Below are 13,077 nucleotides of genomic sequence, written 5' to 3'. Positions count from 1 at the left end.
GGGGCCACCTCAGGTGGCCCCCGCCCGGACTTTCCCCCTTCCCTTCCGTCAGTCCCCCAGCCCGCCGTCCCCCGCCAGGGCCGTCTGCATCAGGCGTGCCTTGCGGCGGGCGATGTGCAGGGCGCGGCCGGGCGGGAGGTTGAGCGGCTTCGCGTTGCCGAACAGCCGGCCTTCGGTGGGCGGGCACGACAGCAGCACGGCCGGGTTGTTGGCCTCGTCGATCCGGCGGATCAGCCCGTCGCTGAGTCCCCGGCCCGCGCCCATGGCACTGCGGGCGACGACCAGGTGCAGGCCCATCTCGAAGCCCAGCGTCAGGTGCTCGAAGAGCGGCTCGAAGGGGCTCTGGAAGGAGTTGCCGGAGACCATGTCGTAGTCGTCGACCAGGATGAACAGCCGCGGACCGGTCCACCAGTCGCACCGGCGCATCCGCGCCGGGGCGATGTCCGCGCCGGGGACGCGGGTCTTGAGCGCGCGGGCCGCGCCCTCGACGGTCTCCTTGAGGTTGTCCAGGGAGATCACGTGCCCGATGCGGTACTCCTCCGGGACGGCGTCGACCAGCGTGCGGCGGTAGTCCACCACGATGATCTTCGCCTCGTTCGGGGCGTAACGAGCGGTGACGCCCTCCGCGACGCGGCGCAGCAGGTTGGTCTTGCCGCTCTCGGTGTCACCGACCACGATCAGGTGCGGGGTGCGGCTGAAGTCGTGCCACACCGGCTCCAGGGCGTCCTGGTCGATGCCGAGCGGGAGACGCAGGCCGCCGCCCTCCGTCGCCTCCGGCGCAGGGAGTTCGGCGAGCGGGAGCCGGTGCGGCAGCATCCGGACCGGCGGCGCGGCCGGGCCCGACCAGTGCGCGGCGATCTCGCCGACCAGGTGGGCGACGCCCTCGCCGAGGTCGTCGAGGGAGCCGCTGCCGTCCAGGCGGGGCAGACCGGCCAGGAAGTGCATCTTGCTGTCCGCGGTGATGCCGCGACCGCCGCTGCGCGGCACCGAGCGTGCCTTGCGGGTGTCGATCTCGGAGTCCATCGGGTCACCCATCCGCAACTCCAGTCGGGTGGCCGACTGGTCGCGGACCTGGGCGGACAACTCCACCCAGCGGGTCGTGGTGATGAGCAGGTGGATGCCGTAGTTCAGGCCGCGGGCGGCGAGTTCGTTGAACTTCGGGACCAGGTCGTCGTAGTCCTGGCGGACCGTGGACCAGCCGTCGACCACCATGAACACGTCGCCGAACGGCTCGTCGGGGAACTCCCCGGCGGCCCGGCGGCGGCGGTAGGACTGCATCGAGTCGACGGTGTGGTCGACGAAGAACTGCTCACGGCGGGCGAGCAGTGTCATCACCTCGGCGACGGCCCGGTGCACGCGCTCCGGGTTGAGCCGCGCCGCGACACCGCCGACGTGGGGCAGCGCGGCGAGCTGCGAGAGGCCGCCGCCACCGAAGTCGAGGCAGTAGAACTGGATCTCGGCCGGGGTGTGGGTCAGGGCCAGTGAGGCGATCAGCGTGCGGGCGAGGGTGGACTTGCCGCTCTGGGAGCCGCCCGCGATCGCGACATGGCCGCCGGCTCCGGACAGGTCCACGACCAGCGGGTCGCGGCGCTGCTCGAAGGGCTTGTCCACCAGACCCACCGGGACCCGGAGCCTGCCGTTGCCGGCCCAGCCCGCCGCGGTCAGGCCGCGCTCGGGGTCGGGGGCGATGCCGGGCAGCAGGACGTCCAGCGGCGACGGCTCGTCCAGCGGCGGCAGCCACACCTGGTGGGCGGCCGGGCCCGAGTCGCGCAGCCGGTCGAGGGCCACGTCGAGCAGGGTCTCCTCGTCGCCGGTCTCCTCGGTCTCGGGCTCCGGCTCGGACGACGGCTCCAGCGTCCTCGGCACCACCCAGCCGCTGGTCCACGGCACCACCTGACTGGCCACCCGGGCCTGCACCACCGCGCCGGTGCGGCGCCGGTAGGTGCCCGAGGAGTAGGCGGCGCGGAACCGGGTCAGCGCCTCCACGCCGGACTTCAGATAGCCGCTGCCCGGCTGGGCCGGCAGCTCGTAGGCGTCCGGCACGCCGAGCACCCCGCGGCTCTCCATGGCCGAGAAGGTGCGCAGTCCGATGCGGTAGGAGAGGTGGCTCTCCAACTGGTGCATACGCCCCTCGTCCAGGCGCTGCGAGGCCAGCAGCAGATGCACCCCGAGGGAGCGGCCGAGGCGGCCGATCATCACGAACAGGTCCATGAACTCCCGGTGCGCGGAGAGCAGTTCGCTGAACTCGTCGACCACCACGAACAGGCTGGGCAGCGGGGTGAGGTCCGTCCCGGCGGCGCGGGCCCGCTCGTACTCCAGGGCGGAGGTGTAGTTGCCGGCGGCACGCAGCAGTTCCTGGCGGCGGATGAGCTCGCCGTGCAGGGCGTCCTGCATACGCTCCACCAGGGCGACCTCGTCGGCGAGGTTGGTGATGACGGCGGAGGTGTGCGGGAGCTCCTCCAGGCCGAGGAAGGTGGCGCCGCCCTTGAAGTCCACCAGCACGAAGTTGAGGGTCTCGGAGGAGTTGGTCAGGGCGAGGCCGAGGACGAGGGTGCGCAGCAGCTCGCTCTTGCCGGAGCCGGTGGCACCGATCAGCATGCCGTGCGGGCCCATGCCGCCCTGCGCGGACTCCTTGATGTCGAGTTCCATCGGACGGCCGTCCACACCGACCGCGATCGGCACCCGCAGCCGGGCGGAGCCGGTCTGCCGGGCGAAGAGGGCCTTCGGGTCGTGCCGGTGCAGATCGGGGATGCCGAGCAGGGTGGTCAGCTCGACGTCGGAGTCCAGCGGCTGCCCGATGTCCGTGCCCAGGCTCATCCGGCGGGCGGTCAGCAGCCGGGCCAGCGACTCCGCGCCGAGCGGGCCGAGCCGGTCGGGCCGGCCGAGCGGCACGGAGCGCTCCTTGCGGCTGCGGTCGGTGCGCACCAGGCTCACCCGGTCCGCTCCGACGGTCAGCCGCAGCGTGTTGCGGCCGGGCCGCCAGCGCAGCGCCCCGGAGACGTCGAGGATCATGGCGTTGCGGTAGCCGTGCCCCTCCCAGCGGTGTCCCTCGGGCACGGTCACGCCGTCCAGGACGACGACCGTGTAGGGCTCGTCCCGTCCGGGGCGGGCGTCCGGGTCGAACCCCGGACGCTCGGCGAACTCGGCGCCGAGCAGGTCGTCCAGCTCGGTGAGGTCGGCGGTGATACGGCGGACCTGGCCGGCGCCGTCCTCCTCGTGCGGGTGCAGCGCGTGCGGCAGCCACTTGACCCACTCCCAGCCGGGGCGACGCTCGTCGCTGACACACACCGCGAGCCACAGCTCCTCCGGCGCGTGGAACACCGCGAGCTGGCCCAGCATGGCGCGCACCAGGGCCCGTACCGTCTCCAGGTCCCTGGGGCGGCTCTCGCCGCCGTCCCCGGACGGCGCGGCGCCCGGCCCGGCGGGCTCGTCGCCGGCTGTCTCCTCGGGGCGCAGCAGGATGCGCGCCGAGGAGCGCAGATACAGGCCGAGAGGCTGCTCGGGGATGGTGGAGTAGGCGCGGACGAAGCGGCGCAGGGCGTGCGCGCAGAGCGGTTCGAGGTCCTCCACCGGGCGGGTGGACACCGGGTTGAGGGTGAGCGCGAGCTGCTGCTCGCCGACCGCGATCCGGACCTCACCGAAGTCCTCGTCGGCCGGGCGGCGCTCCCACAGCCGCGAGGTGCGGGCCAGGGAGCGGAGCGAGGCGGGTTCCGGGTGGCGCCAGGCCAGCGCCCGCTGCTGCTCCGTGATGGTGGCCCGGACCCGCTTGCGGGTCTGCGCCAGATAGCGCAGGTAGTCGCGGCGTTCGCCCTTCAGGCGCTGCTTGCGCTCGCTGGAGCGGCGCATCAGCTGCCCCAGCAGCATCGCACCGGCGGAGAGCGCCATGACGCCCATCGCCAGATACATGAAGACGCCGTTACCGCCGCCGGGGCGCAGGAACATCAGCATCATCGACACCGACATCAGCGCCATCGGCAAATAGGTCCATATCGCCGAGGTGTCGGGCACCGTCTCGGCGAGGACCGGCGGCTCCTGGAGGGTCAATTGCCCTTCGGGCATCTCCGGTCCGCGTCTGCGGGCCGGCCGGCGAAACAGCACCACACTCAAGGAACGAAACCTCCGGTTTCACTGGCTTTCCGGCCTGCGCCGAATACCGGCACACCCGGTAGCGGGAAAGAGCGCACCGCGCCCATTCGGCGGGCCCCGGGCGCCGCGGTGAACGCCGGATGAATGGTGTGAGCGGAAAGCGGGGGACGGTCAACTCCCCCCGCACACGGCCGCATACCGGACGACGAGTCCGGTCCGCAGCACGACCCGGCGGGCGTAGGCAGTAGTCTGCATTCACGTAACGCGACCTGTCCACGCGGGAGAGGTGCTTTCCGGGCACACGGACACAATTCCCTTGTCCGGCCGCCCGGTTCCCGGCCGCGCGAGTCCTCCGTACACCGCGCACGCCCTCGCCCGGGGAAGTCCTCCTGTCAAAGCCCCCACCGAAGACGAGAGTTCAGCTGATGACCGACAGTGCGGTGGCCGAACTGTGCCGCCTGACCGTACGTGCGCCGAGCGTCAGTGTCGATCTGGCGGTACCCGCCGACGTGCCGGTCGCCGATCTGCTGCCCACGCTGTTGCGTTACGTCGGCGAGGAGGCCGAGGAGACCGGGCTCGACCACGCCGGCTGGGTGCTCCAGCGGCTCGGCGACGCCCCGCTCGACGAGGAGACCACCCTCGCGGGCGCCGGTCTCGCCGACGGGGACGTGCTCCATCTGCGCCCGCACACCCAGGCGCTGCCCGAGGCCAGGCTCGACGACCTGGTCGACGGGATAGCCGACACCGCGGGCCGCAAGCTGCACACCTGGCACCCCGAGGCGGCCCGCGCCCTGCTGGTGGGCACCACGGTGGCGACCGTCGTGGCCGCCCTGGTGCTGGTGTTCCGGCCCGGACTGACCGGCGACGGCTCGCTGCGCGCGGCCTGCGCGGCCGTGGCGGGGCTGCTGCTGCTCGCCGGGGCGGGCACCGCCAGCCGCGCCGTCGGCGACCGTCTCTCCGCGACCGCGCTCGGCCTGCTGGTCGCGCCCTGCCTCGTCCTGGCCGGCTGGGTGCTGCCCGGCGGCGACCTGACCGGCCCGGACGCGGCGCGGGTGGTGGGCGCCCGGCTGCTCGCGGCGGGCGCGGCGGGCGCCGGCGGCGCGGTACTCGCCCTGGCCGCCACCGCGGTCGGCGCGCCCGCCCTGCTGGCCACCGCGGTGGTCTCCGTGGCCACCGCGATCGCCGGGGCCCTGATCGGCTACTCGGGCCTTGACATGCCGGCCGCGGTGGCGCTGGTCGCGGCGGTCGTCGCGCTCGCGGCCGGCGCGGTCGCCCCGTTCGCCTTCAAACTGGCCGGGATGCGGATGCCCTCCCTGCCCTCCTCCGCCAGCCAGCTCCAGGAGGGCATCGAGCCCTACGCGGGCGACGAGGTCGCCGAACGCACCGAACTGGCCGGACGCTGGGTGACCGCGCTCTTCGCGGCCACCGGCACCGTCGCCGCGGCCGCCCTGGTCGTCGTCGCCGAACACCCGGACCTGCCCGAGGTGCTGACCGCGCTCACGCTGAGCCTGCTCCTGCTCCTGCACTCACGCGGCCTGGTGCACATCTGGCAGCGGCTCACCCTGGCCGTGCCCGGCATCTGGGGGCTGCTGCTGCTCGCCCGTGCCTGGGCGGTCGACAGCGACGGCGACGGACGCCTCGTCGTCTTCGCGGTACTGCTCGGCGCCGCGGGCGCCCTGGTCATCGCCGCCTGGACGGTGCCCGGCCGGCGGATGCTGCCCTACTGGGGCCGCGCGGCGGAGATCGCGCACACGGGCTTCGCCGTGGCGCTGCTGCCGCTCAGCCTGTGGGTGGCGGGGCTCTTCGGCTGGCTGCGCGGCCTGTTCGGCTGAGTAAACCCGCACGCTGCTCGGTTGAGCACCCCCGCACGCCGCGCACGCCGGCGAAGGAACGGATCGAGGAGAGGCAGTGCAGTCCAAACGCGACCAGGTACACGCCCACAGCTTCATGATGGGCCGGCTCAGCTCGGGCCTGCTGATGGCCGACCCGGACGCCCCGGAGAGCCCGCTCGGGCGCACCACCCGCGGCGTGGTCTTCGGCGTACTGGTCACCGTCCTGATCGGCGCGGGCGCCACCGTCTACGGTCTGCTGCGCCCCGGTGGGAACGACAGCTGGCGCGACGGCAAGCACCTGGTGGTCAACCGTGACACCGGCGCCCGCTATCTGTGGACCGACACCGACGGGGTCCTGCACCCGGTGCGCAACTACGCCTCGGCGCGGCTCATCGGCGGTTCCGACCTCAAGACCGTGGACGTCGGCACGGGCTCGCTGCGCGACGTCCCGTTGGGCACCCCGGCCGGCATACCCGGCGCCCCCGACACCGTGCCGGGGCCCGGCCAACTCGACGACGGCGCCTGGCACCTGTGCGTCACCGGCCCGGGCGGCGCGCTGCCCGACACCACCGGCGCCGTCGCGGACACCGGGGTGGACGAGCCGGGAGCCACCACCCTGGTCGCCGGGGCGCCCCTGGACTCCCGCGGCATCGCCGGCGACCGCGGCCTGCTGGTGCGGGGGCCGGACGACACCGAGTACCTGGTGTGGCGGGGCAGCAGGCTGCCGCTGGACCGCGAGTCCGACGCCCGCAACGCCCTCGGCTACGGCTCCGAGCGGCCGATGCCGGTCTCGGCGGCCTTCCTGGACGCGCTCGCACCCGGACCCGTTCTGAAGCCGCCCGCGGTGCGGGGGCGCGGTGAGGAAGGGCCCGAACTCGGCGGCGAGGCCAGCCGGATCGGCCAGCTGTTCGAGGTCAGCGTGCCCGGCGGCGGCAGCACCTACCACCTGCTGCGCGAGGACGGCCTGGTGCCGCTGACCCGGCTCGGCGCCGCCCTGGTCCTGGGCGACCCGGCCACGCAGAAGGACGCCTACCAGGGGCGGTCGCCCGAGGCGCGCACGGTTGGCGCGGACGCGCTGCGCGAGCACCGGGCGGGGGACCCGGCTCCCGCCGGCTCCGCCGTGCTGCCGGACGCGCCGCCCCTGCCGCAGTCGGCGCCGCGCGGCACCGCGCTCTGCGCGCAGGTCGACGGCGACGACGGCGGCGCCCGGATCAGGTCGGTGCTGGTGCCGCTGACCCGGCTCGCCCCGGTCGCGGTGGCGCGGGGCACGGCAGCGCCACTGGAGCCCGCCTGCGTCCCGGTCGACGCCACGGTGGTGCGGCCCGGACGCGGCGCCCTGGTCAGGGCCCTGCACGCCAGCGGCGCCGCCCACGCCGGGACCACCTACCTGGTCGCGGAGAACGGGGTGAAGTACCGCGTCCCCGCCAAGGACTCGCTGGCGGCCCTCGGGTACGGGACCGGCGACATCGGCTCGGTACCCGCGCCGCTGCTCGCGGCCCTCCCCACCGGCGCGGACCTCGATCCGTCCGCCGCCTCGGGCGTCACGGAGCCCAAGGTCACGGCTCCGGAGTGCGGTGCCGCCGAACGGCCGGAGGGCAGCGCCGGGAGCGCCGAGAGCGGGGAGAGCGGGGAGAAGGCCGAGCGCGCGGTGAGCGCCGGGAACTCCGGAAGCGCGCGCGACTCCGAGAGCGCCGAGAGCGCGGACCAGGACAAGGCGGACACCGCGCGCTGATCACGGCAAGAAGCGCATACCGCGCCGAAGAAAGGAAAAGGGCGGCAGCAGCGGAACTATTCAGCCAAACTCGGAGCCGGCGCGGTGAAGTTCGCCGAGTCGGTGCGGGATCGGGCGTGGCGGAGAACCTCAAATAAAGCTCAGAATTTCCCGCGGAGCACACCGCCGGAATCCCGCTCAAGCGCTCGCAATGCCGGAGCGGGTGCACCCTTGCACCCGTTCTCCGGCCGCGCATGCCCGTTTTCCGCCCGTGTCACGTGGCCTCGCCGGACGGTCCGTGCCGCGGCGCTCCGCTGGTCCGTCGCGCTGTTCATACCGGTGAAACCTCGGCACAACTCCCTTGCCACACAACAATTCTGGAGTGAGATGACCGATGCTCAAATCTTCCCTGCGCGCGTTGCGCGGAACGCCGGGTTCTCTTTAGCCTCGGCGAGCAACGGTGTGACGAGACAAGTCTGAACGAAGGGAGCGCGACATGGCGGACAGTGCCGCGAGGAAAGCGGACTATGCCAAGGGCTTGGGGGGCGTCTCCTCCCTGGAGTCGGCCCGGGGCCAGGTCGAGAAGATCCAGAACAACGTCGGTGAGATCGCGGCGCGTTCGGGTGTCGGCGGCGACGAGGGCCAGGCCCTGCTGAAGCTCTTCCGCAGCTGGAACACCGAGGCGCAGAAGGTCGTCGTCCAGATCAGCACGATGATCGACGCGCTCCAGGAGAACGTGACCTCCGCCAACCGGCTGGCGCAGGAGAACCAGGACCTGACCGAGGTTCTCAACAGCAAGACCAGCCAGGGCGTCTTCGAAGCGCTGCGCTGACCGACCTCGCAGCACCGGCCCCGACGCGGCGGCCGGATCCCCGTGAGCTTCCCGGGCCCAGGCGCCCGGCCGTCCGACAGGAGACGTCATGGCCGACGGCATCATCGACGTGCAGTACCCCGCGGTCCGCAACGCCATCGAGGAGTTGATGGCCCAGACCCAGCAGATCATCACCACCCTCAACAACCTCGAGGACGAGCTGAAGCCGCTCGTCGCCTCCTGGGAGGGCTCGGACCAGGAGACCTACCGCCAGGTCCAGGCGGAGTGGGACCAGGCGACCAAGAACATGGCCCTGCTCCTCGGCGACAACGGCGAGCTGATCCAGACCATTCACGACAACCACTCCCGGGACGAGCGCAAGAGCGCCGACAACTGGGGCAGTGTGCGGGCCCGCTAGTGCCGCGTCAGCCAAGGTTCGCCCCGTCGCGACGCCCGGCACGCCGAGAGAGCTCACCGGACGCCGCTCCTCACGGGCAGACCTTGACTGACGCGGCACCAGGTCTCGCCGGAGTTCCTTCCCGCCGCCCGTCCGGGGTGGGTCACGGCCCGCGGCCCCCGGCACACGCGAGCGGAGGCCGCGGGACCATCCGCGTCCCCGTGCCCAGGACGGTTCGGCTCGCGGCGGCGGCCCGCGAGGTCCCGGCGCGCGGTGAGGAACAGGTGCCGGACGCGGCGAGGTGCGGCGGGCGTCACCGGACCGCCCCGTCCGGTGTGCCCGGCCCGGCCGTCGCCCGAGCCCGTGTCCGTGCCAGTGCCCGAGTCCGTGCCCGTGGCGTCCCCCGGGCCCCCGTATCCCGTACCCCCGACCGGTAGCAAGCGGCAGGAGAGCGTCCCATGGCCGGTGAGAAGGCCGACGTCAGGCATTTCGACCTCAAGCAGATGGAGAACTTCCGGGACAACGAGGTGCAGCCCGTCTACCTCGCCGCGAAGAAGCACCGCGAGGACGGCGACGGTTCCCACATCCGCCCGCTCGGCCACCTCCTCGACGGCCACACCACACCGGACAACCTCGCCCAGGACAAGCAACTCCTGCGCATCGGCCGGATGGTCACCGAACCCCTCGTCTCGGGACCCAAGCTGATCGAGGACATCCGTACCGCGGCCGAGGCCATCGACAAACTGCTCGGTGACCAGATGGAGCTCTTCAAGGAGCTCAAGGAGGCGCTCACCGAGACCATCGAAGAGGCCAACAAGACCAAGGACAAGAACCTCGGCGCGATCGACGCGCAGACGCTGCTCCAGACGTTCGACGAGGTCGACGTCCTCACCGCCGGCGGAACCGGCGAGCCGGACGACGAGTCCTGACCAACCGACCAGAAAGGGCGCCCCGGTGCCAGATCGGTACGATCCCAACTCCGCCGCCAACCTCGACAAGTTCGACAACGCGGGCGACCCGTCGACCGACACCTGGGCCACCCTGGTCACGCACATCACCGGCTATCCGGTGCCGGACCGCAAGACCATCTTCGACACGCTCCGCTCGGAGCACGGCGGCAAGCTGTTCCGGATGGACATCCCCGAGCGCAGTCTCTCCCTGCTCGTCAAGGACTCCGGCTTCCTGACGAACAAGGGCGAGGACTACGACATCTGGTTCTTCGACAGCGGCAAGAGACGGTCGATCATGCAGGCCCGGATCGTCTTCGAGGGCCGGGTGAAGGTCGGCGACGAGATCATCTTCGCCAGTCCGGGCTCGGGCAATGTCCATGACGCGCAGGTCCGTGAGGGCAACGAGTTCACGGACTACAACAAGGCCAACATGAGCACCATCCCGCTCGCCCGGTACATGAACGGGCCGCGGGCGGCGCTCCTCGCCCTGCTCGGCGGCAGCACCGCGGACGCCCGGTTCAGCAACCTGGGGGTGCCCGACGCCGACGTGGTGGACCTGAAGTCCTTCACCACCACCGGGGAGTCCTTCGACTTCGCCGCCAAGTTCTTCAAGGACCACGCCGTGGTGCTCAAGGACTGGGAGGACCGCTTCGGGCGGGACGACGCGAGCTGGAAGGGCGAGGCGGCGGAGGTCTTCCACAGCCTGCTGAGGAAGGTCCGTGAGAACTACGACAGTTACGTGGAGACCTTCAACAAGACTCCCTCGTCGGGCGCCGAGACCGCCACCGGCAACACCGTGTACTCACGCGCCCTGTCACTGGGCCGCAAGTACCTGGAGGACTCCGCCACCAAGCTGCTGGAGGCGTGGCTGGCCTGGGCCAAGTCCCCGTACTACGACCCCCATCAGGTGCTGCGCTACGTGCTGGACGAGCTCGCGCAGTGGGTGGACGCCAACAACGTCGCCAAGACGAACATCACGTCCACCAGCACGCGCTACACCACGAGCGTCAGCCACAGCCCGCAGGCCGGCTTCAGCCAGGTGCACCCCGAGTACGGCGACCTCACCGACGTCAAGAACTGGGCGAAGGTCGGCGACGCGGCGGTAAGGATCTGGAGCCAGGGCGTCAACGAGTACCTCGGCAAGCCCGCCGCCGAGGTGCAGTCGGCGCTGAACAACAACTTCCTCGACCTGGGCGACGAATTCTCCGACAACGTGCCCCAGCCGAAGTCGACCAGCACGGCGTCGGAGGAGTACGAGGAGCGCAGGGCGCAGGAGGAACAGGAGGAGATCAACAGGCAGAACGAGGAGAACCGCCGGTACCAGGAGGAACTGCGCAACGAGCAGAACCAGCAGCGCGAGGAGGACCGGCGCTATCAGGACGAGCTGCGCGAGGAGCAGAACCGGCAGCGCGAGGAGGAGCAGCGCCTCCAGGAGGAACTGCGCAACGAGCAGAACCAGCAGCGCGAGGAGGACCGCCGCTACCAGGACGAGCTGCGCGAGGAGCAGCGGCGCCAGCAGGAGGAGGCCCAGCGCGCGGCCGACGAGCAGGCCAAAGCCATGCAGGAGAGCCTCGGCGGCATCAACGACCCCAACGCGGTCAACGAGCAGAACCTCGGCAACCTCGACGACCTGCTGAACCCGAACAATGTCGTCACCGAGAGCCTGGGCAACCTCGGCGACGTGAACAACCCGGGCGGCGAGGAGCTCACGAACCCGCCCCCGATCACCTCGAACCTGGGCAACCTCGGCGGTCTGAACTCCGGCGGCGGAGCGATCAAGACCCCGACGGGCGGCAGCACCCAGTTCGACGACGGCAAGCTCACCACCGAGTTCCCGGACGGCAGCAGCTCCAGCTTCGACCCGGACACCGGGATGCTGACCACCACCCACCCCGACGGTTCGACCACCACGACGGACCTGAGCGACGGCGTCAAGGTGACGAACCCGGACGGCTCGGTGACCACCCTCGGTGAGGACGGGAAGCTGACCACGACGTTCCCCGACGGCACGACGCAGACCGTCGACCCGGCGACCGGCCGGACGACGACCACGGACCCCGACGGCACGACCACCACGCAGAACCTCGGGAGTCTCGGGAACCTCAACGGCGAGAACGGCCAGAACGGCCTCGGTGACCTGGGCGACCTGGACCTCGACCTGGGCGATCTCGGGAACATCAACGGCGGCCAGGACGGCCTGGAGTCCTCGACCGGCGCGCAGACCGAGCTGGTGGGCGACGACTTCGTCACCACCTTCCGGGACGGCGGCAAGGCCGTGTTCGACCCCGACACCGGCATGCTCACGTCCACCGACGCGGACGGGAACGTCACGAAGACGGACCTCACCCACGGCGCCAAGGTGAACAACCCGGACGGCTCCACCACCATGCTGGACGACGGCAGGCTGAGTACCACCTTCCCGGACGGCAGCAAGCACGAGATCGACCCGGACACCGGCATCGCCACCGTCACCGACGCGCAGGGCCACACCGAGACGGTGAACCTGAAGGACCTCAACTCCTCCGGCGGCAGAGGTGACTTGGGTGATTTCGACCTGGAGAGCCTCGGCGGTGTCAACGGCCCGGGCGGAGACGGCACCACCACTCGGGACCTGTCCCTGTCCGATCTGGGTCTCGGCGGCAGCGTGAACACCGGCGGGGCCTCAGGGGCCGACGGCGGGCTGTCCGGGGCCGACGGGATCTCCCCGGACGGCTCCACGGGCGCAGTGGTGGCACCGCTCTCGGACGGAGCCCCCGGCGGCGCGGGCAGCCCCCTCGCGCCCACGGCCGGCGCCCCCGGGGCCCCCGGCATGCCCGGCACCCCCGGCATGCCGATGGGCGGCACGGGCGCGGGTGGCATGGGCGGCGGCGAACGGGGCAACGGCGAGCGGGTGCGCGCCGTCCTGGTCGACGCGGCGGAGGAGAGCGAGCGCCGCAACCGCCGGCGGCGCAACCCGTGGAACCGCCAGGAGGACTCCGACACCTTCCTGGCCCCGGCCTCCCGGGTGGCGACCACGGGCGGCGACTCGCCCGAGGAGGAGGCGGAGCCGGGCCGCGGGGCCACCAGTTCCGCCGACTACCTGGAGGAGGACGCGGACGTGTGGGGCACCGAGGAGGGCGGCACCCCGGCCGTCATCGGACGATGAACACCGCGCGGGTCGGACCGGAGCCACATGTGACGACACGTCATACCCAGCCCCGGCTTCCGCGGCGGAGATCCCACCAGGCAGGATCAGCAGCACGGTTGACGGACCGGACGACAGACCGGCGGACGCGGCCTGTGGCCGCGAC

Annotated in this window: 7 protein-coding genes; 6 read left to right on the top strand and 1 reads right to left on the bottom strand. The window is 72.0% G+C overall.

Going from position 1 to position 13,077, the window contains the following annotated elements; genetic code table 11:
* Window positions 1-48 precede the first annotated feature (48 nt).
* Window positions 49-4,059 (bottom strand): type VII secretion protein EccCa, encoded by a 4,011-nt coding sequence (eccCa, locus tag ACWCPM_RS06135; protein ID WP_450974933.1) that lies wholly within the window; start codon window positions 4,057-4,059, stop codon window positions 49-51.
* A gap of 452 nt (window positions 4,060-4,511) precedes the next feature.
* Here eccCa and eccD point away from each other — a divergent pair, with 452 nt between their 5' ends.
* The 6 genes from eccD (at window position 4,512) to ACWCPM_RS06105 (ending at window position 12,932) form a co-directional block, all read left to right on the top strand.
* The gene (gene eccD, locus ACWCPM_RS06130) at window positions 4,512-5,918 is read left to right on the top strand and encodes a type VII secretion integral membrane protein EccD (RefSeq protein ID WP_450974932.1); all 1,407 of its coding nucleotides are present in this window, start codon (window positions 4,512-4,514) and stop codon (window positions 5,916-5,918) included.
* A gap of 76 nt (window positions 5,919-5,994) precedes the next feature.
* Entirely contained in the window at window positions 5,995-7,650 is a 1,656-nt protein-coding gene (gene eccB, locus ACWCPM_RS06125; protein WP_450974931.1) for a type VII secretion protein EccB, read from the top strand.
* Between the two features lie 475 nt (window positions 7,651-8,125).
* Window positions 8,126-8,461 (top strand): hypothetical protein, encoded by a 336-nt coding sequence (locus ACWCPM_RS06120; RefSeq protein ID WP_450974930.1) that lies wholly within the window; start codon window positions 8,126-8,128, stop codon window positions 8,459-8,461.
* An 88-nt stretch (window positions 8,462-8,549) separates the two neighbouring features.
* Entirely contained in the window at window positions 8,550-8,858 is a 309-nt protein-coding gene (locus ACWCPM_RS06115; RefSeq protein ID WP_450974929.1) for a WXG100 family type VII secretion target, read from the top strand.
* A 437-nt stretch (window positions 8,859-9,295) separates the two neighbouring features.
* Window positions 9,296-9,766: a type VII secretion system-associated protein gene (locus ACWCPM_RS06110; protein WP_450974928.1), complete on the top strand. Its 471-nt coding sequence runs from the start codon at window positions 9,296-9,298 to the stop codon at window positions 9,764-9,766.
* Window positions 9,767-9,791: 25 nt separating this feature from the next.
* The gene (locus ACWCPM_RS06105) at window positions 9,792-12,932 is read left to right on the top strand and encodes an AAWKG family protein (RefSeq protein WP_450974927.1); all 3,141 of its coding nucleotides are present in this window, start codon (window positions 9,792-9,794) and stop codon (window positions 12,930-12,932) included.
* The last annotated feature ends 145 nt before the right edge of the window (window positions 12,933-13,077 follow it).

Source organism: Streptomyces sp. NPDC002309, assembly GCF_053593375.1.
This window is presented reverse-complemented; position numbering and strand designations above follow the sequence as displayed.

What these genes read in the sequence shown, in the direction of transcription:
- eccCa (WP_450974933.1), bottom strand. Translation starts at nt 4,059, where the DNA reads ATGCCCGAAGGGCAATTGACCCTCCAGGAGCCGCCGGTCCTCGCCGAG.
- eccD (WP_450974932.1), top strand. Translation starts at nt 4,512, where the DNA reads ATGACCGACAGTGCGGTGGCCGAACTGTGCCGCCTGACCGTACGTGCG.
- ACWCPM_RS06120 (WP_450974930.1), top strand. Translation starts at nt 8,126, where the DNA reads ATGGCGGACAGTGCCGCGAGGAAAGCGGACTATGCCAAGGGCTTGGGG.
- ACWCPM_RS06115 (WP_450974929.1), top strand. Translation starts at nt 8,550, where the DNA reads ATGGCCGACGGCATCATCGACGTGCAGTACCCCGCGGTCCGCAACGCC.
- ACWCPM_RS06110 (WP_450974928.1), top strand. Translation starts at nt 9,296, where the DNA reads ATGGCCGGTGAGAAGGCCGACGTCAGGCATTTCGACCTCAAGCAGATG.